This window comes from Nocardioides zeae, from assembly GCF_030818655.1.
GTDB classification, from domain to species: Bacteria; Actinomycetota; Actinomycetes; order Propionibacteriales; family Nocardioidaceae; genus Nocardioides; species Nocardioides zeae_A.
In genome coordinates, this window is sequence record NZ_JAUTAN010000001.1 from 207,785 (window position 1) to 232,596 (window position 24,812).

The following is a 24,812-nucleotide window of genomic DNA, read 5'->3' on the forward strand; positions in this document are numbered from 1 at the left end:
GAGTCGTGGTGCGCCGACGGCGGCGGTCCGACGGTGCCGGGCCTCGGCGTCATCCGAACAGGCGACGCACCCGCGAGTCCGTTGTCGCCGACCCGCCCGGTCCCTAGGGTGCTGCAATGAGGATCTCGGGCGTCCGGTTCGGTAGTCGTCGCATCGTCCCAACCGTCGCGCGCGGCGCCACCGGGGCGGTGGTGGGCGTCTCCCTCGCCGCCTTCGTGCTCGGCTCCGCGCCGACGTACGCCGCCCCGCCCGTCGCCGTGGCCACCGCGGCTCCCGCCGCCCCGGCCGCGGAACCGGCCGCGGAGCCGGCCGACGAGCCGGCCGACGAGCCGTCGACGGAGCCCACCGACGAGCCGTCGACGCCGACGTCCGAGCCGACCGGGGAGCCGTCGGCGCCCACGAGCCCGAGCCCCAGCAGCCCGACGACCCCGCCCCCGAGCCCGAGCACCCCGCCGAGCACCCCGCCGAGCACCCCGCCGACGACGCCCGACGCCGACCCGGAGGCCGAGCCGACCGCGGACACGATCGCCACCTCGATCGCGGTGGCCGGACCCGCGTCGTACCGGGGGGAGTTCGTCGACGTCCGGATCGCGGTGACCGACGCGAACGGCCAGCCGGTCGCGGGCGTTCCGCTCACGGCGCAGCGCTACGGCTACAGGACCTGGATGCCCCTGCCCGACCTCGTCACCGGCAGCGACGGCACCGCCTACGCCACGATCCAGATGTCGAAGTGGCGCATCGACAACCGGGTGCGCGTCCAGTTCGCCGGCAACGCCACCTACGGCGCGTCGACCGGTGAGGGTGCCGTGACGATGAAGATGCGGGAGGCGGTCGTCCACCTCGAGGTGAAGGGCAGCTCGGTCCGTGACGAGCACCCCTACCGCCTGTGGATGGCCGTCACCGACGAGGTGGGCAACGTCGTGACCGGCAAGCTCGAGGTGCAGGTCGACGACGGCTCCGGCACGAAGATCCTCACCCGGGTCTCCCTCGACGCGCAGGGCAAGGCGCGGCTCGACGTCTACCCGCGCAAGGGCTCGAAGTACCGCGCGATCTTCCGCACCGAGGAGTGGATCTACCAGGGCACCAGCCCGAGCCGCTACGTGAGCGTGCTGCCCTACACGAACCCGGTCGCGCTGCCCGCGGGCGCGCCGAAGCCGTCGGTCGACACCCGCGCGCTCACGCCCGCGCGGGCGACCGTGGCGGGCGCGTTCCCGCAGGTGCTGACCATCCCGAACAACATCTGGAACCACATGGTGGGGCGCAGCTGGCGCAGCGGCTGCCCGGTCGGTCGCGCCGACCTCCGCCTGGTGCGGGTCAACTACATCGGCTTCGACGGCTTCCGCTACCGCGGCGAGATGGTCGTCCACAAGTCGGTCGCGACCCGCACTGCGAACGCGTTCGCCGCGATGCACAACTCCGGGATCCCGATCCGCCTGATGATCCGCGTCGACTGGTTCGGCTACAGCTCGACGGTCCGCGGCGCCGACGACTACCGGTCGATGGCCGCCGACAACACCTCGGCGTTCAACTGCCGCGACGTGGTCGGCAAGCCGGGCAGGCGCTCCCCGCACTCCTACGGCCGCTCGATCGACATCAACCCGTGGGAGAACCCCTACCACTCGGCCCGCGGCGTCGTGCCCAACACGTGGTGGGTCAGCCGGTCGCACCCGCAGGTCGCGTGGCGCAGCTCCGGCCACACGGTGGTGAAGCTGCTGGCGCGCTACGGCATCCGCTGGACCTACGGGCTCAGCGACAAGCACCACTTCGACGCGTGAGCGACTGCGTCTTCTGCGGCATCGTCGCCGGCACGACCGAGGCCGACGTGGTGCACGCCGACGACGCGCTCGTCGCCTTCCTCGACCAGCGTCCGGTGTTCAAGGGCCACGTGCTGCTGGTGCCGCGCACGCACGTCGTGACGCTCGACGAGCTGCCCGCCGGGCTGCGCGACCCGTTCCTCGCCACCGCGCAGCGCCTCTGCCGCGCGGTGGTGGAGGGACTGGGTGCGCAGGGCTCGTTCGTCGCCGTCAACAACACGGTCAGCCAGTCGGTGCCGCACCTCCACCTCCACGTGGTGCCGCGCACGAAGGGGGACGGGCTGCGGGGCTTCTTCTGGCCCCGCACGAAGTACGCCGCGGGCGAGCGCGCGGCGTACGCCGAACGGCTCCGCGTGGCCCTCGAAGACGACCGGCCGAGCGATCGGTAGGGTGTGCCGCATGGGTCGATTCGACGGACGAGTAGCAGTCATCACGGGCGCGGCACGAGGCATCGGCTTCGGCACCGCCCAGCGGTTCGCGAGCGAGGGCGCCTCCGTGGCGATCCTCGACCTCGACGAGGCCTCGGCGGCCGACGCCGCGGGCCGCCTCGAGCTCGCCGACGGTGCGAAGGCGATCGGCATCGGTGCCGACGTCAGCGACAAGGCATCGGTGGACGCCGCCGTCGAGCGCGTGGTCACCGAGCTGGGCGGGATCCACGTCCTCGTCAACAACGCGGGCGTCACGCGCGACAACCTGCTCCACAAGATGACCGAGGCCGACTGGGACATCGTCATGGGCGTCCACCTCAAGGGTGCGTTCCTCATGACGCAGGCGGCGCAGCGGCACTTCACCGAGCAGAAGTACGGCAAGGTCGTCTGCCTCTCCAGCGTCTCGGCGCTCGGCAACCGCGGCCAGGCGAACTACTCGGCGGCCAAGATGGGCGTGCAGGGCTTCGTGCGCACGCTCGGCATCGAGCTGGGCCGCTTCGGCATCAACGTCAACGCGGTCGCCCCGGGCTTCATCGCCACCGAGATGACGGACGCGACGGCCGCCCGCGTGAAGATGAGCGTCGAGGACTTCCGCGCCGCCGCGGCCGAGCACAACCCCGTCAAGCGGGTCGGCTTCCCCGAGGACATCGCCGCGGCGGTCGCCTTCCTCGCGAGCGACGAGGCGTCCTACATCACCGGCCAGACGCTGTACGTCGACGGCGGCTCCACGCTCGTCTGACCGCAGGTCCGGCCGACCGGCGCCCTCGTCCCGCGCGCCTCCACCGCCCCGCCCCCGTGCATCGGCAGACTCCGCCGGTGACCGGACGGTGAGGAGCGGCGGATGCGTGGGACGAGGGCGGATCGGGTGCGGGCAGGGCTCGTGTCGACCGCGGTGACGGGGCTGCTGCTGAGCGGGTGCTCGTCGGAGTTCGACTCCGCCGCACCCGAGACGGAGGAGCCGGCGGCGAGCGCGTCGACGTCCGCCGCGCCCACGACGTGGCCCTACCTGGGCACCCCGCTGGCCGGCGGCGACGCGACGCAGCCCGTCCTGGTCGTCAAGATCGACAACACGTCCCGGGCGGCGCCCCAGGAGGGCCTCGGCCAGGCGGACCTCGTCGTCGAGGAGCTCGTCGAGGGCGGCTCGACGCGGCTCGCGGCCTTCTTCCAGTCCGCCTACCCCGACGAGGTCGGTCCCGTCCGCTCGATGCGGGCCACCGACATCGGCATCGTGCCGTCGGACGGCAGCACCACCATCGTCACGAGCGGCGCCGCCCAGCGCACGATCGCGCGCATCGACGAGGCCGGCATCCCCTTCGTCGAGGAGGGCGCGCCGGGCTTCTCGCGCGCCGCGGACCGCGCGGTGCCCTACAACCTCGTCGCCGACCTCACCGAGATCGAGCCGACGGCCGCCGGCGGCGACCGACCGGCCGACTACCTCGCCTGGGGCGAGAGCGACGCGTACGCCGCGGGCACGCCCGCCACGGAGATCGACGTGCGCTTCTCGCCCGACCACACGACGTCGTGGGAGCTCGACGGGGAGCAGTACGTCGTCGACGACGCGTTCAGCGCGGACGGCGACGGGTTCAGCGCGGACACGGTGCTGGCGCTCGAGGTCGACGTCGTCGACGCGGGCTACCTCGACCCGGCCGGCAACCCGGTGCCCGAGTCGGTGCTCGAGGGCAGCGGCACCGCGACGGTCGTCCACGGTGGCCGGGCGGTCGCCGCCACCTGGACCAAGGCGTCCCCGTCCGCCTCGCTGGCGCTGACGACGAGCGACGGTGCCGTGCTCACCGTGCCGCCGGGCCGCACCTGGATCGAGCTGGTGCCGAGCGGCACCGGGAGCGTCGACGTCGGCTGAGGGTCGATCGAGGGCCGACCGAGGGCCGGCGCGTCCGGCGTCAGTCCTGCGGTTCGTCCGCGGACGCCGGGATGGGGGACGGGGCCGCGGGGTCGGCGAGCTCGTCCGCCGTCGGCAGGCCGACGCCTGCCTCGCGCAGCAGCTGCATGCCGCTGATGAGGTAGCCGAAGGCGATCTCCACCCGGCGGCTGGCGTCGGTGGGCTCGTCGCTCTCCGCGACGACCTCGCCGGCGGCCGCGAGGGCGCCGAAGAGGATGCGGCTGAAGGTGGACACGAGGCCCGCGTCGACGGGCCGGTCGCGGTCGACGAGGAGCTGGTCCACGAGGTCGTGGACGACCGCGAGGCTCGACCGCTCGCCCTGCTCGCGCACGCCCTCGTGGCCGAGCACCGTGGGCGCCTCCTGCACGACGACGCGCCGGTAGCCGGGCTGCTGCACGACGTCGACGAAGGCGCGCAGGCCGGCGACGGCCTTGTCCCAGGGATCGCGGTGCGCCTTCATCGCCGCCTGGATCACGCGCACGGCCTCGCCCTCGACCCGCTCGAAGACCGCCTCGAACAGGGCGCGCTTGCCGTTGAAGTGGTGGTAGAGCGCACCCTTGGTGACCTCGGCGCCGGCCACGATCGCGTCCAGCGAGGTGCCCGTGTAGCCGTCCTCGGTGAAGAGGCGCTCCGCGACGTCCACCAGCGCGCGCTTGGTCGCGGCCGAGAACTGGGCGCGCCGACCCGCTCCGGGCACGGAGGGCAGTCCGCCCCGCAGGAGCTTGGAGGCGGCGGACGCTTTCGAGGACGGCTTCGACATCGCGGCCCAGCATAGGGAGGTGGCGCGATCAGGTGGTGCGCGCCACGTGGGCGAGGTCACGGGTGTAGTGGCTTCGGTGCAGGCAACCGGTTCCGCATACTCGGAGTACGTACCGGGAGTACGTACCGCGGGTACGCACCACGGACGAGTTCGACCCACCGAAGGAGACCACCCATGACCTGGACGACGTACCACCGTCGCGGCGAGGTTCTGAGCAACGTGATCGCGGCCGCGAACATGCGCGGGGACGGGCTGCTCCCGACCGACGTCGAGGGCGTCCGTGCGGTCTTCCGCGACGAGCTCGACCTGCTCGGCGCCCTCCAGCTGCGCTGGCACACCCGCCTGTCCGGGCGCATCGACGGCGTGCTGGGCCGGCAGCCGCTGGACCTGGAGGCCGCCGTGGTCGACGCCTGGGTGGCGACGGCCGCCCAGATGCCCGGCGTCCGGGCCGTCCTCGACCACGCGCTCGCCGAGGGCGTGGACCCGGAGGCCGACCGTCTGCTCGGCAACGCGGTCGCCAAGGAGCGCATGATGCTGGCCGCGATGGCCGGCCGCTCCAGCTACGACGACGAGGCCGCCGTGGCGGTCGGTGCGAGCATCGAGGACCGTGCGCGCGCGGCCTGGGCGGTCGCGGGCTCGACGGTCGACGGCGGCCGCGCGACCGGTCACTGGCGCGCCACCACCCTGATCGACCGCCTGCGTTCGGCGCTCGCCTCCTGAGCGGGTCGAGCCCGCGCCGGGGCGCGGGGCATCATGGACCCATGGCCCCGCTCCACTCCGGCATGCTCCTGGTCGCCGCCCCGGAGCTGCAGGACCCGAACTTCGAGCAGTCCGTCGTGCTGCTCCTCGACGCCGACGACGAGGGCGCGCTGGGCGTGATCCTCAACCGGCCCTCGCCGGTGCTCGTCGCCGACGTGCTCGAGGGGTGGCGCGACCTGGCGGTCGAGCCGGACGTGCTCTTCCAGGGCGGCCCCGTCTCCGTCGACGGGGCGCTCGCCCTGGCCCGCCCCACCGATCCGGGGACCCCGCCCGTCGGCTTCCGCGAGGTCGTCGACGGTCTCGGGGTGCTCGACCTCGACACGCCGGTGGAGCTGGTGGCCGACGGTCTCGCCGGCCTCCGTGTCTTCGTCGGGTACGCCGGCTGGGGACCCGGCCAGCTCGAGGACGAGGTGGCCGAGGGCAGCTGGTACGTGGTGCCCGGGCACATCGGCGACGTCTTCGCGCTCGACCCCGCGGAGCTGCGGCGGGACGTGCTGCGGCGGCAGCCGGGCTCCCTCGCCTGGGTCTCCACGCGCCCCGTGGACCCGTCCCAGAACTGATCCGGCCGTGCCGCTCGGGGACGGCCCGCGGTCGTCCCCGGGCGCCCGCCGACGAATCGCGGGTGTCGGCGGGGCGCCGTAGACTCGTCGACCGTGAGCACGCGCATCGGATTCTCTCCCGACACGAGTGGCGGCACGAGCGTCATCGAGGACCGGCGGACGGTCCCGACCGACGAGGGCGACCACGAGCGCTTCAGCCACTACGTGCCGAAGGACAAGCTCACCGAGGCGATGGTCATGGGCACGCCCGTGATCGCGCTGTGCGGCAAGGTCTGGGTGCCGAGCCGCGCGCCGGAGAAGTACCCGGTGTGCCCGGACTGCAAGGAGATCTGGGAGTCCATGGGGGACGACGCCGGCTCGGGCGACAAGGCGTGACGCGGCCCCCCGCGCACACCGGGGCCGAGCAGCCCACCACCGTCGACCTCTCGCCCGCGTGGCCCGACCGCGCGGCGTGGGGCACGGCCACGTCGCTCCGCGCCTGGCAGCAGGCCGCCATGCGGCAGTACCTCGAGGAGGCCCCCAAGGACTTCCTCGTCGTCGCGACCCCCGGCGCGGGCAAGACGACCTTCGCGCTCTCCGTCGCCAAGGAGCTCCTCGACCGCCGCATCATCGACCGCCTCACGATCGTCGCGCCCACCGAGCACCTCAAGGTGCAGTGGGCCGCGGCCGCCGCGAAGGTCGGGATCCCCGTCGACCCCGCGTACGCCGCCGGCCAGGGCCGCACGTCGAAGGAGTACGTCGGGATCGCCGTGACCTACGCCGGGGTGTCGGTCAACCCGCTGGCGATGCGCATCCGCACGGAGCGGTTCCGCACGATGGTCATCCTCGACGAGATCCACCACGCGGGCGACGCCAAGTCGTGGGGCGAGGGCGTGATGGAGGCGTTCGGCCCCGCCTCGCGGCGCCTCGCCCTCACCGGCACGCCGTTCCGCTCCGACATCAACCCCATCCCGTTCGTCCGCTACGTCGACGGGCCCGACGGCGTGCCCCGCTCGGCCGCCGACTTCACCTACGGCTACCAGCACGCGCTGGCCGACCACGTCGTGCGACCGGTGCTGTTCCTGGCCTACTCGGGCGAGATGCAGTGGCGCACGAAGGCCGGCGACGAGCTGACCGCGCGCCTGGGCGAGCCCCTGACGAAGGATATGACGGCGCACGCGCTGCGCACGGCGCTCGACCCCAAGGGGTCGTGGATGCCGTCGGTGCTCGAGGCCGCCGACAAGCGGCTGTCCGAGGTGCGTCGCCACGTCCCCGACGCGGGAGCGCTGGTCATCGCGACCGACCAGGACTCGGCGCGTGCCTACGCCAAGCTGATCAAGGACATCACCGGCGAGTCGGCGACGCTCGTGCTCAGCGACGAGAAGGCGGCGTCGAAGCGCATCTCGGAGTTCGCCGAGAACGACAGCCGGTGGATGGTGGCGGTCCGCATGGTGTCCGAGGGTGTCGACGTGCCCCGTCTCGCGGTCGGCGTGTGGGCGACGACGACGTCCACGCCCCTGTTCTTCGCCCAGGCGGTGGGGCGCTTCGTGCGCGCCCGCAAGCGCGGCGAGACCGCGTCGGTCTTCCTGCCGTCGGTGCCCCGGCTGCTCGAGTTCGCCTCCGAGCTGGAGGTCCAGCGCGACCACGTGCTGGGGCGTGCCGTGAAGGACGAGGACGACATCTTCGCCGCCGAGGAGGACCTGCTCGCGCAGGCCAACGCGACCGAGGGGGCGTCGGACGAGGAGCTCGGCAACTTCGAGTCGCTCGGCTCGGCGGCGGTGTTCGACCGGGTGCTCTACGACGGCGGCGAGTTCGGCCACGAGGGCGAGGTGAGCGTCGGCTCCGAGGAGGAGATGGACTTCCTCGGCATCCCGGGCCTCCTCGACGCCGACCAGGTGCGGGACCTCCTGCAGACGCGCCAGAGCGAGCGGGCGCAGAAGAAGCGTGACGCGGCGGCCACGCGGCCCGCGTCCGACCCGCCCGCGCCGCGCGCCGAGGCCACCGCCCACGAGCAGCTGGCGGTGCTGCGACGTGAGCTCAACGGGCTCGTGGCGGCGTGGAACCACCGCACCGGCCAGCCGCACGGCGTCACCCACGCCGCGCTGCGCAAGGAGTGCGGCGGTCCGCCCGCCGCGGTCGCGACGGCCGAGCAGCTGCGCGCACGCATCGACAAGATCCGCGACTGGGCGGTCCAGCGACGTACGTGACGGAGGTCGGCCGGTGTCGAGCCGGGGTCAGGCCGGGATCAGGCCGGGGACGCCGGCCGGGCGCCCGGGCCGATCTCCAGCACCGTCTGCCGGGGATCGGGCAGGTGGTGGCCCTCCGAGCAGACCGGCACCACGTCGACGCTGCCGCCGCACTCGCGGTGGCGGAACTCGATCGGCGGCCCGGCCTCGTCGGCCAGGTGCCGGTCGCCCCACCGCGTGAGCGCGATGAGCGCGGGCTGCAGGTCGAGGCCCCTCGGGGTCAGCCGGTACTCGTGACGCACCCGGGCCCCCGGGTCCTGGTAGGGCTCCCGCGCGAGCAGGCCGGCGTCGACGAGGTTGCCGAGGCGGTCGGTGAGCACCTGGCGGGGGATGCCGGTGTGCTGCCGGATGTCCTCGAACCGGCGGACGCCGATGAACACCTCGCGCAGCACGACGAGCGTCCACCGCTCGCCCAGCACCTGCATGGCGCGCACGAGCGAGCAGTTGTCGGTGGTGTAGTCGAGGACGGCGGGCCGGGGCACGGCGTCCATCCTACGGCCTGGGTCTGATTGACAGACGCAGGTTGGCCTGCTTGCCTGTGTCCATGAACCAGACCCAGCCCCCCGTCGCCGCCCTGGACGGTCTCGCCCAGCTGCGGGCGATGGCCGACGGCCGGGTCCCGCCCGCGCCCGTGGCGGTCACCCTGGGCATGCAGGACTTCGCGGTGCCGGAGGTCGGACGGGTGAGCGTCGAGCTCGTGCCCGACCCCGCGCGTCACGACAACCCCCTGGGGACGGTGCACGGCGGCGTGCTCTCCACCCTGCTCGACACGGTCTGCGGGTGCGCGGTCCACTCGACGCTCGCGGCGGGGGAGACCTACACGTCGCTCGACCTGACCGTGAAGTTCCTGCGCCCCGCGACGGCGGCCTCCGGGGTGCTGCGGGCGGAGGGCACCGTCCTCCAACGCGGCCGACGCACGGCCCTCGCCGAGGGGCGCCTCACGGACGCGGCCGGACGCCTCGTCGCCTACGCCACGTCGAGCTGCATGATCTTCGCCTGACCGCGGAACCTGACCGGGACGGCGGCCGTCCTAGGGTGGTACGACGTCGCCTGACGCCCCCGATCCAGGAGCTGATCTCGGATGTTCCTCCACCGCACCCTCCCGCTCTCCGCCCTCGCCGTCGGCCTCGTGCTCGCGCTCGGCGCCTGCGGCTCGGCGGACGACCCGGCCGAGCCCGGCGCCGCCGACTCGAGCCCGCCGGACGCGAGCGGGGGCACGCCCCAGAGCCCCACTCTCTCCGACGCCCCGACGGTCAGCCCGTCGGACGGCCCCTCGGAGGGGGAGGGCCCGGACGGCGGGGCCGACGAGGTGCTGGCCGGCGCCATCGCCGACCTCGCCGAGCGGGAGAGCGTCCCGACCGGCGAGGTCGTGGTGGTGAGCGACGCCGCGGTGCAGTGGCGCAGCGGCGCGCTCGGTTGCCCGGAGCCTGGCATGAACTACACCCAGGCCATCACCCCCGGCCGGCAGATCCTGCTCGAGGTGGCCGGCGAGACGTTCGCCTACCACGCGGCCACGACCGGACCCGCGGCGTACTGCGTCAACCCCGAGGAGCCGGCCTCCGAGTAGACCGGCCCCGTCCCTGGGGTCGGTCGGGTCAGTCGGCGTCGCCGACGGCGATCGCCGCCGCCTCGCCCTCGCTGTGGCTGGCCGGGGCGCCGTGCAGGGCACGGTTCACGGTGCGCGCGCCGGCGAGCGCCACGACGACACCGACGGCGACGGCCGCCGCGCCGAACCAGAACGGGGCGTGCACGTCGACGTGCTCGGCGAGCTTCAGCGCGACGAACGGGCCGACGGCGCCGCCGGTGAACCGCACGAACGAGTACGCCGCGGAGGCGACCGGCCGCTCCACCGGGGCCGCACCCATGACGGCCTCGGTCACCAGCGTGTTGTTGACGCCGAGGAAGGCGCCCGCGAGCACGATGCCGAGGGCCACCACGGCCTCGGTCTCGGCGAGCAGCGCCATGACGGCGAGGTCGAGCGCGAACAGCGCCAGGCAGGCGATCATCGAGGGCAGGGTGCCGAAGCGGCGCTGCAGCCGCGGGGCCACCACGACCGAGGTGATCGCGAGCAGCACGCCCCAGCCGAAGAACGTCCAGCCGACCTGCATGATGTCGAACGACGGCAGCGCGAACGGCCCGGCCGCCATGAGGGTGAAGAAGCCGAGGTTGTAGAACACCGCGACGAGCGCGAGCAGCAGCAGCGCGGGGTGACGGAGGGCGCGGAACGGGTCGGCCAGCGAGGTGCGCCGGCCGGTCGGCGGCGTCGCGGGCAGGAACACGGCCGTGGCGGCGACCGCGATCGCCATCAGCACCGAGACGCCGAAGAACGGGCCGCGCCACGAGATGCCGCCGAGCAGCCCGCCGAGGAGCGGTCCGGAGGCGATGCCCAGGCCGAGCGCCGCCTCGAAGAGGATGATGGCGCTGGCCAGCGAGCCGGTCGACGCGCTCACGATGGTCGAGAGCGCGGTCGCGATGAAGAGCGCGTTGCCGAGGCCCCAGCCGGCGCGGAAGCCGATGACGGCCCCCACGGAGCCGGACGCCCCGGCGAGCGCGGCGAACACGATGATGAGCACGAGCCCGGTGAGCAGGGTGCGCTTGGCGCCGATGCGGCTCGACACCACGCCCGTGACGAGCATCGCGACGCCCATGACGGCCATGTAGCTCGTGAACAGCAGCGACACCTGGCTCGGCGTGGCCTCGAGCTGGGCCGCGATCTCCTTGAGGATCGGGTCGACGAGACCGATCCCCATGAAGGCGATCACGCAGGCGAACGCCACGGCCCAGACCGCGCGCGGCTGGCGCCAGGGGGAGGCGGGTGGGGAGGCGGGCGCAGCGGTGGGGGTCGCTCCCGGGGTGGTCCGGGCGGCGAGGTCGGTCATGCGGTTCCTTCCGTGAGGGCGCGGAGCAGGTCGACCGCCCGCGCGAGGTCGTCGGGGGAGTGCCGGCCCGCGGCCACCAGGCGGTCGCGCACCAGCGCGGCGTTGCGACGGCGCTGCTCGGCGAGGGTGCTGCGACCGGCCGGCGTCAGCCCGAGCAGCGTCGAGCGCGCGTCGTCGGGGTGCGGCGTGCGCTGCACCCAGCCCTGGCGGACGAGCCCCCGCACCGCGGCCGTGGCGGTCGGTTGCGAGGTGCCGTCGAGCTCGGCGACGCGGCCGACGGTGATCGGGCCGTGGTCGTCGAGCATCGCGAGCACCCGCAGCGCGGGCGCGACCTGCGGCGAGCTGCGGCGGACCTGGCGCACGAGGCGGCTGGCAGCCGTGACCAGCTCGCCCGCGAGCCGCGTGACGTCGGCGTCGACATCGGTGGTGGGGGTGGACGGGGGCACGAGCTCGACGCTACATAGTTTGCCTATGCAAGTAAATGCCACAGGCATGTGACGATGCCGTCATGCCGACGTACGTCGCGTTCCTGCGCGCGATCAACCTGGGTCCGCGGAACACGTACCCGATGGCCGAGCTGCGGGCCGCGCTCGAGGGCGCGGGGTTCGCGGACGTCGCCACCTACATCCAGACCGGGAACGTGCGGCTGAGCACCCCCGCCCGCTCCGTCGCCCGGCTCACGGAACGCCTGGAGTCCGTCGTCGCCGCCGACCGGGGCTTCCCGCTCGACGTCGTGGTGCTGACCCCGGCCGAGCTCCAGACGGCCGCGGCTGCGGGGGAGGAGCGGCTGGCCGCCGTCCGTGCGGAGGTGGGCGAGGAGCAGGTGCACGGCCAGTACGTCACGTTCCTGCGCGACCTGCCCGCACCCGACGCGGTCGCGCGCCTCGACGCCCTCGTCGAGGCCGGAGCGGGCCCGGCTCTCCGTGGTCGGCCGCGCCGCCCACCTCACGCTCCTCGAGGGCTACCAGCAGGCCCGGCTCGACAACAACCGCATCGAGAAGGTGCTCGGCGTGCGCGGCACGAACCGCAACCTCACGGTCGTGCGCCGCCTCGCGGCGGACTGGACGTGAGGGGGCCGGCAGCCTCCTCCGTTGCCGCCGATAAATCCCTTGAGGGGTCCGGGACACCGGCGTACCGTCTTCTGCACACGGGAAAGGAGGTGGTCCGAGGAATGAGTTCTTCTAGGACGCGTGAGGTGGCTGCCCGCTAGCAGCTCCGCCGCCGACGGCGTCGAGCCGCTGGCAATCCAAGGGCAGTCACCCGGCCCGCAGGTGCTCCGGACATGTCCGCCGGAGACGGCGCGAGGAGTCTCGACTCCACGCACCACGCCTGCGGGCCGTTCCCATTTCCGGGGGGCCGAGCGACTACGGTCGCCCCATGTCTCCCCGGCGGCCCATCGCCGAGCTCGTCGGCAGCGACGAGCTGGCTCGCGTGCTCGACCTGCTCGAGCTCGTCACCTCGGAGGGGGACCTCGACGAGGCGCTCGACGCGATCGTCGAGACGGCCTGCGAGCTGACCGGCGCGGCGTACGGCGTGCTGGCCGTGCTCGACGCCGAGGGCCGCATGCGGGACTTCCACTTCCACGGCCTGGAGGACCGCGAGGTCGACGCGATGGGCGACCTCCCGGAGGGGCGCGGCGTGCTCGCCGAGGTGCTGGCGTCGCTCGGACCGATGCGGCGGGAGCAGGTGAGCGGCCGCCTGGAGGCGGAGGCGCTGCCACCGGGCCACCCCGAGATCGACCGCTTCATCGGCGTGCCGGTCCGCCACGCCGGGCGGTCGCTGGGCACGCTCTTCCTCGGCGACGGTCCGGGCCACCGTCCGTTCACGCCCACCGACGAGCACGTCCTGGAGTGGCTGGCCGAGCGGGCCGCGCAGGTGCTGGCGCTCGCCGAGGCCCGAGCACGTGCCGAGCGCCGCGAGGAGTGGCTGCGCGTCTTCCAGCGCTCCGTGGAGCTGCTGGAGCCCCCCATCGACCGCGGTGTCGCGCTCACGCACGTCGCCGAGCTCGTCGGGTGGATGTTCCACGCGCGGGCGGTCGTGCTCGCCCACCTCGTCGACGACCACATCGAGCTCGTCGCCGAGGACCCCGCCGCGGACCTGCCCGGCAAGCTCGGCGACCGCGACGCGATGCGGGAGCGGCTGGCGCCCGGCACCCCGGTGCACACCGCGGTCAAGGCGGCCTTCACCGACCGCCGAGCGCGGGTCTCGCAGACCGGCCGCTCGCTCGTCGTCATCGTGCCGTTCCCCCTGCGGCTGACCGAGCGGCTCGTGATCGGCGTCGTGCTGCGCCGCGACGCGCACCCGCCCGACCAGGCCGAGCTCGAGCTCCTCACCTCCTTCGCCAACCAGGCGACGACCTCCATCGACCGCCTCGAGGGGCTCGCGGAGCGCCAGGAGCTCATGGTGCTGGCCGACCGCGAGCGCATCGCCCGCGACCTCCACGACGTGGTGATCCAGCGTCTGTTCGCGACCGGCCTGCAGCTGCAGGGCCTGCGCCGCCACCTGCCCGCGACGGAGCAGCCCCGGTTCGACGTCGTCGTGCGCGACCTCGACCAGACGATCCGCGACATCCGCACCACGATCTTCGAGCTCTCCCGCCTGCGGGGGCGCTCCCTGCGGGCGGAGGTGCGCCAGCTCGTGGCGGAGTACGCCGAGCCGCTCGGCTTCCGCGCCACCGTCGACCTCCAGGGCCCGCTCGACACGACCGTGCCCGACCGGATCAGCGACTACCTGCTCGCGACCCTGCGCGAGGCGCTGTCCAACGTGGTCCGCCACGCGGCGGCGACGGGCGTGGAGGTCGGGCTCGCCGTGGGCGCCGACGGGGTGGTGCTGCGGGTCGCCGACGACGGGCGGGGCCTCGCCGCCCCGGGCGTCGAGAGCGGGCTCGTCAACGTGCGCCGCCGGGCGCGTGACCTCGGTGGCGACGTGCGGATCACGGGCACCCCCGGGGAGGGCACCACCCTCGAGTGGGTCGTGCCCCTCCCGGACTGACGGGAGCCGGGCCCCGCGTGGTGCGGGGGCCCGGCTCCCGGGTGGCCGGCTCGGGGGTGGCGCCAGGGCTCAGCCCAGCGGGTCGACCTCGGCGTGGTCGCCGACCGTGGCAGCCAGGAGCCCCAGGTGGTGGCGCGCGTCGCCCAGCAGGTGGTCGAGCGTCGTGAGGTGGGCCGTGTAGCTGCCCACGCTGTACTCCGCCGTCATGCCGATGCCGCCGTGCAGCTGGATGGCCTCCTGGCCGACCAGCCGGCCCGCCTTCGAGGCCTGGGCCCACGCCCGGGCGGCGGCCGTGGCGCGCTCCGTGGCCGACGTGTCCGGATCGGCGTGCACCATCGCCGCCCAGAGGGCCAGGCTGCGGGCGAGCTCGACCGCGACGTAGAGGTCCGCCGCCCGGAAGGTCAGCGCTTGGAAGCGCTTGAGCGGCACGCCGAACTGCTCGCGGCTGTTGAGGTAGCCCGCCGTCGTCTCGAGCGCGACCTGCATCGCGCCCACCGCCTGCTGCGCGGCGGCGACGCGGGCAGCGTCGTAGGCCGCGGCGATCGCCGTCGCCTGGTCCTGGCCGGCCTCACCGAGCGGGGTCGCGGGCGCGCCGTCGAGCGTGATGCGCGCGGCGCGGGAGCCGTCGGGTGCGCGGTAGCCGCTGCGGGTGACGCCGTCACCGTCGGCGACCACCGTGAAGAGGCCGGTGCCGCCGTCGGGCAGCGCTGCGGAGACCACGAGCACGTCCGCCTCGGCGCCCTGGGGCACCGGCTCCTTGACGCCCGTCAGGCGCCAGCCGCCGTCGCCCTGTTCGGCGCTCACGCCGGTCGCGGTCGCCGTCCACCGGGCGCCGGGCTCCGCGTGGGCGAGGGCGACCAGCGACGCGCCGGAGGCGAGACCGCCCAGCAGGTCGGCGCGCTGCTCGGCCGTGCCGACGGCGGCCACGAGGCCACCGGCGAGCACCACGGAGGTGAGGAACGGCTCGGGGGCGATGACGCGCCCGACCTCCTCGGCCACCACGGCGACCTCCACCGGTCCGGCGCCCATCCCGCCGTCGTCCTCCGCGAAGGGGAGGCCGAGCAGCCCCATCTCGGCCATGCGCGACCACGTGTCGCGGTCGAAGCCGGGGGCGTCGGCGACGGTGCCCCGCCGCGTCTCGAAGTCCGCGTAGCGCTTGCGGAGCAGTCCGCGCGCGGCCTCGCGCAGCGCCTGCTGCTCCTCGTCGAGCTCGAAGTCCATCGTGCTGCCTCTCTCTACAGACCCAGGATGGTGCCGGCGATGATCTGGCGCTGCACCTCGTTGGAGCCGCCGTAAATCGACGCCTTTCGGAGGTTCAGGTAGGTCGGCGTGCTGCGGCGTGCCCACACGGGCAGGTCGCTGTCGGCCTCGCTCGTGCCGAACGCCAGGGCACCGGGCCCGGCCAGGTCGACGACCAGTTCGGAGACCGCCTGCTGCAGCTCGGTGCCCCGCAGCTTGAGCACGGAGCTCGCCGGGTGGGGCTTGCCGTCGGCGGAGTTCGCGACCACCCGCAGCGCGGTCAGCTCGAGCGCCATCAGCTCGTTCTCGAGCTCCGCGATCCGCACCGCGACATGGGGGTCGTCGAGGAGCGTGCCCTCGCCGGAGCGCGTCGCCGCCGCCCACTCCTTCGCCTGGGCCAGCACGCGCTTCGTCGCGCCGACCGGCGCGACGCCCACCCGCTCGTTGCCGAGCAGGAACTTCGCCTGCGTCCACCCCGAGTCCACCTCGCCCACGAGGTTCTCGCCGGGGACGCGCACGTCGGTGAACCACACCTCGTTGACCTCGTGGCCGCCGTCGATCAGCTCGATCGGACGCACCTCGACGCCGGGCGTGCGCATGTCGATGAGGAGCATCGAGATGCCGGCCTGCTTCTTCACGTCGGGGTTGGTGCGCACGAGCGTGAAGATCCAGTCGCCCCACTGGCCCAGCGTCGTCCAGGTCTTCTGGCCGTTGACGATCCAGTCGTCGCCGTCGCGCACCGCTGCGGTGCGCAGGGAGGCGAGGTCCGAGCCGGCGCCGGGCTCCGAGAAGCCCTGACTCCAGAAGATGTCGACGTTGGCCGTCGGCGGCAGGAAGCGCTCCTTCTGCTCCTGGCTGCCGAACGTCGCGATGACCGGCCCGATCATCGAGGCGTTGAACGCGAGCGGCGGCGGGACGCAGGCGCGCTGCATCTCCTCGTGCCACAGGTGGCGGCGCAGCGGGCTCCAGTCCTTGCCGCCCCACTCGACGGGCCAGTGCGGGACCGCCAGCCCGGCGGCGTTGAGCGTGCGGTGGGTCGCGACGATCTGGTCCTTCGTGAGCTCGCCGCGATCCCGCACCGTGGCGCGGACGCCCTCGTCCACCTCGGTGGTGAAGAACGTGCGGAGCTCGGCGCGGAACGCCTCGTCCTCCTCCGACAGCTGCAGCCGCATGGGACCTCCTCGTCGACCGGGCGCGTCTCGCCCCTATGGCTCCGGTCACGTTACCCCTGGGTACCGACAACGTGGTGTGACGGTCCCCGCCCGGTGCCGTACAGTCCTCCACCGAAGGGGAGTAGCCCGGCCGACGCGAGTCGGCAGGGGCGGTCGACATACTGGCGACCACGACGACGTGGGAGCCCGGCCGTCCCGCCCGAGCGCCCGTGACGGAGACGTCGCGGACCGCCCGCGGTGGACGAGACCTTCGACCAGTGGACGTTGCTGGTCGAGGCCTCGCCCTGCCCGGCGGACGCTCTCGTCCAGCATGACGAGAGGAACCGCCCCCATGACCATCGCCGAGATCTTCGTCCTCGGTTTCGCCCTCGCCATGGACGCCGTCGCCGTGTCCGTCGCCCAGGGCATGCGCATGCGCCACCCCCGCTGGCGCGACGCGCTCCTCCTCGCGGGCGCGTTCGGCGTGTTCCAGGCGGCCATGCCCCTCGGCGGCTGGGTGCTCTCCTTCTGGTTCGCCGGCGTCGTCAGCGCCGTCGCGCCCTGGATCGCGTTCGCCCTCCTCGCCGTGCTCGGCGGCATGATGCTCCGCGAGGCCTTCTCCGACGAGGAGGACGACGACGCCGCCGGTGGGGCGGACGCGGCCGGCGCCGGTGGTACGCCGGGGACCCGCGTCGCGTCGTACGCGCCTGTCACGCTCGCCGTGGTGCTCCCGCTCGCGGTCGCCACCTCGATCGACGCCGCCGCGGTCGGGGTGACCTTCGGCGTGCTCAGCCTCGGTGTCGGCGAGGTGCTCGTGGCCGTGGCGATCATCGGCGTCGTCACCGCCGCCCTCTCGCTCGCCGCCGTCTTCGTGGGCGCCCGGGTCGGTGAGCGGCTCGGCCAGTGGGCCGAGGTGGTCGGCGGCGTGATCCTGGTGCTGATCGGCCTGCGGATCCTGCTCGCCCACCTCGGCGTGCTGGGCTGACGGCCCCCGCTCGACTGGTCTGGACCGACCGGGTCCGTCCCCCGTGTTCGGGGGACGGGCGGGGTGTCTCCGCTGTCCACTGGGTCGGTCGATCAACGGAAGTGGGGACCCGGTGGAGCAGTACGACATGACCCGGCGAAGCGGGCCGGCGCCCGCCCGCGGGTTCTGGACCCGACGTCGGACCGGCGTCGCCGCGGCCGTCGGAGCGTTCCTGCTCGGGACGGTCGTCGGGACCGCGGGTGCCGGTGCGGACGACGAGGCGCTGGCCGCGGCGACGACCGAGGGCCGCACCGCTGCCGAGGCGGCAGCCCAGGACGCCCTGGCCGTCGCGGCCGAGCAGGTCGCGACGCTCGAGGCGCAGGTCGCCGACGCCACCGAGGACGCGACCGCAGCGGCCGCGGACCTGGCCGCGCTCGAGCAGCAGGCGCAGGCCACCACGGAGACCGCGGTGGCCGAGGCGCTCGCCGCGCAGCAGGCCGAGGCGGAGCTCGCCCAGGCCGCGGCGGTCGAGGAGGCCGTCACGGCGGCGCTGGCCACCGCGGCATCCCGGTCGACCGGGGGTTCCGGTTCGGGTTCGTCGGGTTCGTCGGGCTCGTCGGCGTCGTCGGGCACGGATCCGCACTTCGGGACCTGCGGCGAGGCGAACGACAACGGCTACGGCGACTACGTGTCGGGCGTCGACCCCGAGTACGACTGGTACACCGATCGTGACGGCGACGGGATCGTCTGCGAGCGCTGAGGTCGGTCGGCGCCCGGCCGGGTGTCGAACTGGGGCGTTGGTGCGGTTCAGATCGGCTCGGACCTGTCCCAGCCGCACAGTTCCGGGCTGATGCCTCGCCGGTCGGGGGTGGGGCCGGTGTCGTCTGGCCGAGCCGCCGGGTGCCGAACTGGGACGTTGGTGTGGTTCGGGTCGGCTTCGAGGTGTCCCAGCCGCACAGTTCGCGGCGTCTTCCGCCGAGCGCCGACCCGGCACAGCGGCTGGCGGACTCCGCCGGTCCGCGTCCTCCCTGTGGACAGGGCGGTGCGGATCCGCGATGACGCGGCCATCATGGTTCGCGTGAGTGGACATCTCGGGAATGTCCGCCCGCAGCAGGCGACACGTGCGACCGCGCCGGGCTGGCGCGATCCGCGGCTGTGGGTGGGACTGCTGATCGTCGCCGTCTCGGTCGTGGTCGGCGCGCGCGTGCTGGCGTCGGCCGACGACACGGTGGCGGTCTGGGCCGCGCGGGAGGACCTGCCGGCCGGTTCTGCGCTGGCGCCGGACGACCTCGTCGCCGTCGAGGTGCGGTTCCGGGACGGGGACCGGCTGGGGGAGTACGTCGCGGCGTCCGACCCGCCTGGTCCCGACGTCCGGCTCGACCGCGACGTCGGCGCCGGCGAGCTGTTGCCGTCCGGGGCGGTGGTGCCCGCGGACGAGTCCGACGTGTTGCACCTGCCGGTCACGGTCGAGCCCGGTCTCGTGCCGCCCGGGGTGGGTGTCGGCAGCGTCGTCGACCTCTGGGTCGCCGGCAGCGACCTCCCGGTGTCCGACGAGGCCGCGTCCGACGAGGGGGCGGTGTCCGACGCGGGGGCGTCCGACGAAGCGGCGTCCGACGAGGGGGCCACACGGAGCGGTGCCGTCCTGCTCCTGGAGGGGGTGAGGGTCGTGGAGGCGCCCGGCGCCTCGACGCAGGTGGGGTCGGTGGCGGACCGCCAGCTGGTGCTGGCCGTGCCGGACGAGCAGCGCGACGCGGTCCGCACGGCGGTGGCCGCGATGGCGGCCGGCACCGTCACCGTCGCGCAGCGGGGGTGACCACGTGATCTGCGTGCTCGTCGTCGGGTCGGGTGCCGCCTGGGAGCCGGGCGCGCTCACCGCACTGGCCTCCCGCCCCGACGTGACGGTCCTCAAGCGGTGCGTCGACGTCAACGACCTCCTGGCCGCGGCCACCCTCGGCCAGGCCGACCTGGCGGTCGTCGGTCTCGACGCCCCGGGCCTCGACGCGGCGGCGGTGGAGCACCTGCGCCGTCACCGGGTGCGGGTGGTCGGCGTCGTCGACCCCGCCGCGAGCCCCGACGCGGCCCGCGCCCACGCCCACCGGATCGGGGTGCGGGCGCTCGTGCCGGCCGGTTCCGGGGACGCGCTGCTGGCGACCGTCCTCGCCCCACCCTCCTCCGACGCGCCCACCGCGCCCCGGGGCCCGCGCGTCCCGATCTCGAGCACCCTCCCCGGCGCTCGACCCGGCGCTCGACCCGGCTCTCCCTCCCACGACGCGCCCACGTGGCCCGGTGCGGGCCACCGCGCCGAGCCCACCGAGCCCGGCCCGCCGGAGCAGCAGCCTGCCGGGGGCGGCCGCGTCGTCGCGGTCTGGGGCCCGGCAGGAGCACCGGGGCGCACCACGGTGGCCGTCGGGGTGGCGGCCGCGCTCGCCCGCCGGGGGCGGCCGGTGCTGCTCGTCGACGCCGACCCCTGGGGCGGCACGGTGGCGCAGGCGCTCGGTGTGCTGGACGACGTCTCGGGGCTGCTCGCCGCGGCCCGCGCCCACGCCGCCGGTGACCTGGAGACGGGGTGGCCGGGACTGGTGCGCCAGGTCGAGCGTCACCTGCACCTCCTCACCGGCCTGCCCCGTCCCGACCGGTGGGCGGAGGTCGGCCCGGAGGTGCTCGAGGTGCTGCTGCCGGCGGCCGCCGCGGCCGGGGAGGTCGTCGTCGACACGGGGTTCGGCATCGAGGGCGACGAGGCGGCCGACCTCGCGGGTCGACCGGTCCGGGACGCGGCGACCCAGGTCGCGCTGCAGGCGGCCGACGTGGTCGCCGTGGTCGGGACGGCCGATCCCGTCGGCCTGACGCGCCTGGCAAGGGGGCTCGCCGACCTGCGGGAGCTCGAGGTCACCGCGCCGGTGCACGTGGTCGTCAACCGCATGCGCCCCACCCTGGGGTGGTCGGAGGCGCAGGTGCGGGCCATGCTCGTCGACATGGCGCGTCCCGCCGCCGTGCACGTGCTGCCCGACGACGTCGCAGCCTGCGACCGCGCCCTCGTCACCGGCCGTCACCTGCTCGACGTCGGCGACGGCCCGCTGGCCCGCGGCGTCCGCGGGCTGGCCGATGCGCTGGTCCCCGGGCTCGCCGGCCCCGGGGCCGGTCCCACCGCGCGCCGCCGGCTCCGCCGGACGAGCCGGCAGCGGCGCGGTCAGGAGGCGAACAACAGGTAGAGACCGCCGGCGGTGAACGCCACCATCACGACGAGCATCGGGAGCTGGCCCGTCACCGTGTGCTGCTTCGGCAGCAGCGCCAACGAGCGGTCGTGCGCGGCCACCGCGCCGATGATGTGGCCCAGCACGACGGCCCCCACCTGGATGAAGGCGAGGAGACCGATGTTGTCGGTGAGGAAGTAGGACGGCTGCAGGTCGGCGGTGCCCAGCCAGTTGGCGCCGGTGCCGAGCGGGTCGCTCATGTAGATGACGACCTGCTGGCCGAACTCGAGCAGGTAGGTCACGTAGTGGGCCACGATGTAGCCGACGATGATCGGCACGATCGAGGGCGCCATCCGCGCCGGCAGGTCCCGCCGGGGCACCTCGCCGACGGCCGGTGTCGCCATGGCCGCGCCCGCGAGCAGCACGCCGACGATCCCGATGAGCGCCAGCAGGGAGACGTTGAGGATGAGGTCGGAGTCGATCGTCGTGTTGTTCATGAACTTCGCGAACGGGATCGACTCGCGGAAGGAGTCGTAGGCCGTCGAGCCGAAGAGCACGGCGACGACGGCGGCCAGCCCGGGGTCGGGGCGCAGGGTCGCGAGGTTGGCCAGGGGGCTGCGCACGACCAGCGTGCCGTCCTCGTCGCGGCCCCAGATCGAGACGTGGGCGACGAGGGTGGAGTACGCCTCGAACGGGTCGCAGCGCTCGAAGAACGTGTCGCCGAAGAGGGCACCGCCGACGAGCATGACGGCGAGGTACGCCGCGAGCCAGAGCCGCACGCTGCTCGTGGTGGTGCCCGAGGCGCTCACGAGCTCGAGCCAGACGAACGCGAACAGGCCGAGCGCCGCCGGCCAGTAGCCCAGCCAGGCGGGCAGCTCACGGGCCCCGACGGCGGGGTCGTTGCCGGCGAGCCGCGCGAGACCGGCGTGGATGGCGCGAGCCGGGTTGACCGCGCGGTAGAAGCGGCCGAAGAACACCGACGCGGGCACGATGCCGACCCACAGGAACACGTAGAACATGCCGAGACCGGGATTGGTGACGACGTCCCGGCCTGCGACGAGCGCGAACAGCATGTAGCCGAAGAACAGGACGCCGAGCAGGCGGAGCACGAGGCGGGTGGCCGGGTGGTCCACCACCGTCCCGAGCCGCGCGACGGCGTCGGCCCGCCAGGGCGCCATGCGGGTCGTGCCGGGCCGCTCCCCGTCGTACCGGGGGCGCCGCCAGGCCACGGCGAGCACGACGAACGAGGCGGTCAGCGCGAGCGCGGAGCCGATGACCACGGCCTCGAACGGGATGGGGAGGTCGGCGGTGGCACCGATGCCGCTGTGGGCGAGCACGGCCTCACCGGGCCGGCCCCCGGACGGACCCCCGAGCGGGTCGGTCGTCACGAGCGGACGTCGAGGCGGACGAGCAGGCGGTCCGGGTCGTGCAGCTCGATCTCGTAGCTGCCGACCTGGTCGATCGTCGTCGTGTGGTCGCTCGTGCCGGGCTGCGCCTCGATCGTGAACTCGGGGTTCGTGTGCCCGTGGATCTCGATCGGCACGTCGGTGCTGACGCGGAACACGATCTGCTGCCCGACGGTCGCCTCGACCCGCTCGGCGTCGGGGCTCACCGAGTCGCCGGCGACCGTGACCTCGATGACGAGGGCGTCGCTCGCGATGCTGCTGGACGGGGCCTCGCCGGGGGTGCTCGCGGACGAGGACGCCGCGCCCGGCTCGGGGCTGGGGTTGCTGGCGTCGCTGTCGTCGGCGCGGCCGCCGCAGGCGGCGGCGGACAGCACGAGGAGGGCGGTGGCCGCGGTGGTGGCGCACCGGCGCACGGCGGGTCGCATCAGTCGTCTCTTCCTTCGTCGCAACGGTGGCTCCGGACGGCCCGAGACGCCCGTCACCCCACTCTGTCAGAATCGCCTCCGAGGTTACGTACCGTCGTAACGCGCCAGCAGGGAGGGTGGGTCTGTGACCGAGCGTCTGAGGTCCCGCGACATGACCATCCTGGCCACGGACTCCACCACGACCCCGCTCCACAACACGACGCTGGAGATCTTCGACCCGGGCGACTCGGGCTTCGACCACCCGCGCCTCGTCGAGCTGATCGCCGACCGGATCGCCTTCGTGCCGCGCTACCGGCAGCGCATCCTCACCGTGCCCGGCTCCGTGGCCAACCCGGTCTGGGTGGACGACCAGCGCTTCGACCTCGGCTACCACGTGCGTCGCTCCGCCATCCCGCGTCCGGGTGGCATGGCCGAGCTGCTCGAGCTCGTCGCCCGGATCGTCTCGCGCCCGCTCGACCGGTCGCGACCGCTGTGGGAGGTCTACTTCGTCGAGGGTCTCGCCGACGGTCGCGTCGCGGTGCTGTCGAAGTCCCACCAGATGCTGGTCGACGGCGTGGAGACCGTCGACATCGGCCAGGTGCTGCTCGACGCGCAGCCGCAGCCGAAGGTGATGGAGGCCGACGAGTGGCACGCGCGGCGGCGCCCCACCAACCCCGCCCTGGTCGTCGACGCGCTCAAGGAATCGCTGACCTCGAGCGCCACGGTGCTCGCGACCGCCCGCACGGCGGGGGACGCGGTGGCGCGGGGCACGCTCGGCCTGCGGCGCCGGCTCACGGGGGTCGCCGGCCCGCTCGCGCGCCTCGGCGGTCCCCTCGTCGCCCCGCCGCCGGTCGCGGAGTCGCCCATCACGCCCGCCACGCTCAGCCAGCAGCGCCGGGTCGTCGGCGTCCGCACGAGCCTCGCCGCCCACCGCCGCGTGCGCGAGGTGCACGGCGGCACGGTCAACGACGTCGTGCTGGCCACGGTCGCGGGAGCGCTCCGCACGTGGCTGATGGCCCGGGACCAGCGCTTCGGCCCCTCGCGGCGGGTGCGCGCGCTCGTGCCCATGTCGGTGATCGACGACGAGCTCGAGGCCACCTCGCTCGGCACCCAGATCCAGGGCCACCTCGTGGACCTCCCGATCGGCGAGCCGAGCCCGGTCGTCCGGCTCCACCAGGTGTCGTACTCCTTCAAGGCCCACAGCGAGACCGGGCGCGCGGTCGCGGCGAACCGGCTGGCCGGCATCGCCGGGTTCGCGCCCACGACGTTCCACGCCCTGGGGTCGCGGGTGGCCCTCTCCGAGCTGCGCAGCAAGCGGTTCCAGCTGACGGTGACCAACGTGCCGGGCCCGCAGTTCCCGCTCTACGCGGCGGGCGCGCGGATGCTGGAGACCTACCCGGTGCCGCCGCTGCTGCCGCGGCACGCCCTCGCGATCGGGGTGACGTCGTACGACGGCCACGTGCACTACGGCGTGACCGGCGACCGCGACGCCATCACCGACCTCGAGCTCTTCGGGCAGTGCCTCACCGACGCGCTCGACGAGCTCGTCGACACCACCAACGAGTCCCGCCGCCGCGCGCCCCGCGGTCGCACCGCCGCCCGCGGTCGCGCCGGCGAGGCGGGGACGGGCACCGATCGAGGGACGGGGGCCGGTCGATGACCGTGCGCGTGTTCGTGCCGGTGACGTCGGGCCGGCTGGCCCACGTCGTCGCCGAGGGACGTATCGACGGGCCGTTCCGCGCCCACGCGGTCACCGCCGCGCTGCAGGAGGCGTGGCCGGAGGCCGAGGACGAGGAGTGGGAGTACGCCGCGCAGGCGGCCGCCGGCGTCGCCTCGCTCGCCGCGCGCGGCGAGGGCGACGTGCCGCGCCGCCTGGTGCTCGCCGCCGACGTCCCCGCGGTGCGGCCGGTGGGCGACGAGGCCGACCCGACGCTCGTCGAGGTGGAGGCCGACCTCCCGTGGAAGCGCATCGCGTCGGCCCACGTCGACGTCGAGGACCTGAGCCCGGCGGTCGTCGCGGCGTACCTGTCCGACGAGGAGCTGCCCGACGTCGTCGACGGCATCGAGGTGGACCACGACCTGGCGTGGTTCGCGACCCAGGAGATCCGCACGCTGCTCTGAGGCCGAGCGGGGCGGCCGGGCCC

Annotated in this window: 26 protein-coding genes and 1 pseudogene; 19 read left to right on the forward strand and 8 right to left on the reverse strand. The window is 74.3% G+C overall.

What is annotated here, in order from left to right:
- Positions 1-116 precede the first annotated feature (116 nt).
- The 4 genes from QE405_RS00900 (at position 117) to QE405_RS00915 (ending at position 4,100) form a co-directional block, all read left to right on the forward strand.
- Positions 117-1,775 carry a M15 family metallopeptidase gene (locus tag QE405_RS00900; RefSeq protein WP_307198349.1) on the forward strand — a complete coding sequence of 553 codons (1,659 nt, stop codon included), beginning with the start codon at positions 117-119 and terminating at the stop codon, positions 1,773-1,775.
- The gene (locus QE405_RS00905) at positions 1,772-2,203 is read left to right on the forward strand and encodes an HIT family protein (protein ID WP_307198350.1); all 432 of its coding nucleotides are present in this window, start codon (positions 1,772-1,774) and stop codon (positions 2,201-2,203) included. The genes QE405_RS00900 and QE405_RS00905 overlap by 4 nt, the downstream gene beginning before the upstream one ends.
- 10 nt (positions 2,204-2,213) lie before the next feature.
- The gene (locus QE405_RS00910) at positions 2,214-2,981 is read left to right on the forward strand and encodes an SDR family NAD(P)-dependent oxidoreductase (protein ID WP_307198351.1); all 768 of its coding nucleotides are present in this window, start codon (positions 2,214-2,216) and stop codon (positions 2,979-2,981) included.
- A gap of 102 nt (positions 2,982-3,083) precedes the next feature.
- A complete protein-coding gene (locus tag QE405_RS00915; protein WP_307198352.1) occupies positions 3,084-4,100 on the forward strand; it encodes a DUF3048 domain-containing protein in 1,017 nt (338 codons plus the stop codon).
- A 40-nt stretch (positions 4,101-4,140) separates the two neighbouring features.
- On the opposite strand, the gene QE405_RS00920 is transcribed toward QE405_RS00915, so the two are convergent.
- Positions 4,141-4,899, reverse strand: coding sequence for a TetR/AcrR family transcriptional regulator (locus QE405_RS00920; protein WP_307198353.1), 759 nt, complete (start codon positions 4,897-4,899; stop codon positions 4,141-4,143).
- Between the two features lie 174 nt (positions 4,900-5,073).
- Between QE405_RS00920 and QE405_RS00925 the strand changes: the two genes are divergently transcribed.
- The 4 genes from QE405_RS00925 (at position 5,074) to QE405_RS00940 (ending at position 8,404) form a co-directional block, all read left to right on the forward strand.
- Complete coding sequence (locus QE405_RS00925) at positions 5,074-5,619, forward strand: hypothetical protein (RefSeq protein WP_307198354.1); 546 nt, start codon at positions 5,074-5,076, stop codon at positions 5,617-5,619.
- A 41-nt stretch (positions 5,620-5,660) separates the two neighbouring features.
- Positions 5,661-6,218, forward strand: a complete 558-nt coding sequence (locus QE405_RS00930) for a YqgE/AlgH family protein (protein WP_307198355.1) — start codon at positions 5,661-5,663, stop codon at positions 6,216-6,218.
- Between the two features lie 93 nt (positions 6,219-6,311).
- Positions 6,312-6,593: a DUF3039 domain-containing protein gene (locus QE405_RS00935; RefSeq protein WP_373459433.1), complete on the forward strand. Its 282-nt coding sequence runs from the start codon at positions 6,312-6,314 to the stop codon at positions 6,591-6,593.
- Positions 6,590-8,404 carry a DEAD/DEAH box helicase gene (locus QE405_RS00940; RefSeq protein ID WP_373459434.1) on the forward strand — a complete coding sequence of 605 codons (1,815 nt, stop codon included), beginning with the start codon at positions 6,590-6,592 and terminating at the stop codon, positions 8,402-8,404. The genes QE405_RS00935 and QE405_RS00940 overlap by 4 nt, the downstream gene beginning before the upstream one ends.
- A 38-nt stretch (positions 8,405-8,442) precedes the next feature.
- Here the strand turns inward: QE405_RS00940 and QE405_RS00945 are convergent, their stop codons facing one another.
- Positions 8,443-8,925 (reverse strand): winged helix-turn-helix transcriptional regulator, encoded by a 483-nt coding sequence (locus tag QE405_RS00945; protein ID WP_307198356.1) that lies wholly within the window; start codon positions 8,923-8,925, stop codon positions 8,443-8,445.
- 62 nt (positions 8,926-8,987) lie between these two features.
- Between QE405_RS00945 and QE405_RS00950 the strand changes: the two genes are divergently transcribed.
- Both QE405_RS00950 and QE405_RS00955 read left to right on the forward strand, forming a co-directional pair.
- The gene (locus tag QE405_RS00950; protein ID WP_307198357.1) at positions 8,988-9,443 is read left to right on the forward strand and encodes a PaaI family thioesterase; all 456 of its coding nucleotides are present in this window, start codon (positions 8,988-8,990) and stop codon (positions 9,441-9,443) included.
- Positions 9,444-9,524: 81 nt separating this feature from the next.
- A complete protein-coding gene (locus QE405_RS00955; RefSeq protein ID WP_307198358.1) occupies positions 9,525-10,010 on the forward strand; it encodes a hypothetical protein in 486 nt (161 codons plus the stop codon).
- A 28-nt stretch (positions 10,011-10,038) separates the two neighbouring features.
- Here QE405_RS00955 and QE405_RS00960 read toward each other — a convergent pair whose 3' ends face one another.
- Entirely contained in the window at positions 10,039-11,322 is a 1,284-nt protein-coding gene (locus QE405_RS00960) for an MFS transporter (RefSeq protein ID WP_307198359.1), read from the reverse strand.
- Positions 11,319-11,768 carry a MarR family winged helix-turn-helix transcriptional regulator gene (locus tag QE405_RS00965; RefSeq protein ID WP_307198360.1) on the reverse strand — a complete coding sequence of 150 codons (450 nt, stop codon included), beginning with the start codon at positions 11,766-11,768 and terminating at the stop codon, positions 11,319-11,321. Before QE405_RS00965 ends, QE405_RS00960 begins: the two co-directional genes overlap by 4 nt.
- Before the next feature lie 62 nt (positions 11,769-11,830).
- Here QE405_RS00965 and QE405_RS20860 point away from each other — a divergent pair.
- From QE405_RS20860 to QE405_RS00975, 3 genes and pseudogenes are all read left to right on the forward strand, one after another.
- A pseudogene (locus tag QE405_RS20860) lies at positions 11,831-12,205 on the forward strand (DUF1697 domain-containing protein); the annotation flags it as partial.
- Between the two features lie 40 nt (positions 12,206-12,245).
- Positions 12,246-12,392: a hypothetical protein gene (locus QE405_RS00970; RefSeq protein ID WP_307198361.1), complete on the forward strand. Its 147-nt coding sequence runs from the start codon at positions 12,246-12,248 to the stop codon at positions 12,390-12,392.
- Positions 12,393-12,699: 307 nt separating this feature from the next.
- Positions 12,700-14,313 carry a GAF domain-containing sensor histidine kinase gene (locus tag QE405_RS00975; RefSeq protein WP_307198362.1) on the forward strand — a complete coding sequence of 538 codons (1,614 nt, stop codon included), beginning with the start codon at positions 12,700-12,702 and terminating at the stop codon, positions 14,311-14,313.
- A gap of 69 nt (positions 14,314-14,382) precedes the next feature.
- On the opposite strand, the gene QE405_RS00980 is transcribed toward QE405_RS00975, so the two are convergent.
- Complete coding sequence (locus QE405_RS00980; RefSeq protein ID WP_307198363.1) at positions 14,383-15,534, reverse strand: acyl-CoA dehydrogenase family protein; 1,152 nt, start codon at positions 15,532-15,534, stop codon at positions 14,383-14,385.
- Positions 15,535-15,548: 14 nt separating this feature from the next.
- Positions 15,549-16,724 carry an acyl-CoA dehydrogenase family protein gene (locus tag QE405_RS00985; protein WP_307198364.1) on the reverse strand — a complete coding sequence of 392 codons (1,176 nt, stop codon included), beginning with the start codon at positions 16,722-16,724 and terminating at the stop codon, positions 15,549-15,551.
- A gap of 331 nt (positions 16,725-17,055) precedes the next feature.
- Between QE405_RS00985 and QE405_RS00990 the strand changes: the two genes are divergently transcribed.
- From QE405_RS00990 to QE405_RS01005, 4 genes are all read left to right on the forward strand, one after another.
- Positions 17,056-17,688 (forward strand): manganese efflux pump MntP, encoded by a 633-nt coding sequence (locus QE405_RS00990; RefSeq protein WP_307198365.1) that lies wholly within the window; start codon positions 17,056-17,058, stop codon positions 17,686-17,688.
- Positions 17,689-17,815: 127 nt separating this feature from the next.
- Positions 17,816-18,427, forward strand: coding sequence for an excalibur calcium-binding domain-containing protein (locus tag QE405_RS00995; protein ID WP_307198366.1), 612 nt, complete (start codon positions 17,816-17,818; stop codon positions 18,425-18,427).
- A gap of 399 nt (positions 18,428-18,826) precedes the next feature.
- Positions 18,827-19,480 carry a hypothetical protein gene (locus QE405_RS01000; protein ID WP_307198367.1) on the forward strand — a complete coding sequence of 218 codons (654 nt, stop codon included), beginning with the start codon at positions 18,827-18,829 and terminating at the stop codon, positions 19,478-19,480.
- A gap of 4 nt (positions 19,481-19,484) precedes the next feature.
- On the forward strand, positions 19,485-20,876 hold the full coding sequence (locus tag QE405_RS01005; protein ID WP_307198368.1) for an AAA family ATPase: 1,392 nt from the start codon (positions 19,485-19,487) through the stop codon (positions 20,874-20,876).
- Here the strand turns inward: QE405_RS01005 and QE405_RS01010 are convergent.
- The gene (locus QE405_RS01010) at positions 20,855-22,246 is read right to left on the reverse strand and encodes a hypothetical protein (protein WP_307198369.1); all 1,392 of its coding nucleotides are present in this window, start codon (positions 22,244-22,246) and stop codon (positions 20,855-20,857) included. The two genes, QE405_RS01005 and QE405_RS01010, sit on opposite strands and share 22 nt — an antisense overlap.
- Complete coding sequence (locus QE405_RS01015) at positions 22,243-22,689, reverse strand: hypothetical protein (protein ID WP_307198370.1); 447 nt, start codon at positions 22,687-22,689, stop codon at positions 22,243-22,245. The genes QE405_RS01010 and QE405_RS01015 overlap by 4 nt, the downstream gene beginning before the upstream one ends.
- A gap of 151 nt (positions 22,690-22,840) precedes the next feature.
- Between QE405_RS01015 and QE405_RS01020 the strand changes: the two genes are divergently transcribed.
- Both QE405_RS01020 and QE405_RS01025 read left to right on the forward strand, forming a co-directional pair.
- Positions 22,841-24,328, forward strand: a complete 1,488-nt coding sequence (locus QE405_RS01020; RefSeq protein ID WP_373459435.1) for a wax ester/triacylglycerol synthase family O-acyltransferase — start codon at positions 22,841-22,843, stop codon at positions 24,326-24,328.
- Positions 24,325-24,789, forward strand: coding sequence for a DUF6912 family protein (locus QE405_RS01025; RefSeq protein ID WP_307198372.1), 465 nt, complete (start codon positions 24,325-24,327; stop codon positions 24,787-24,789). Before QE405_RS01020 ends, QE405_RS01025 begins: the two co-directional genes overlap by 4 nt.
- Positions 24,790-24,812: the final 23 nt, after the last annotated feature.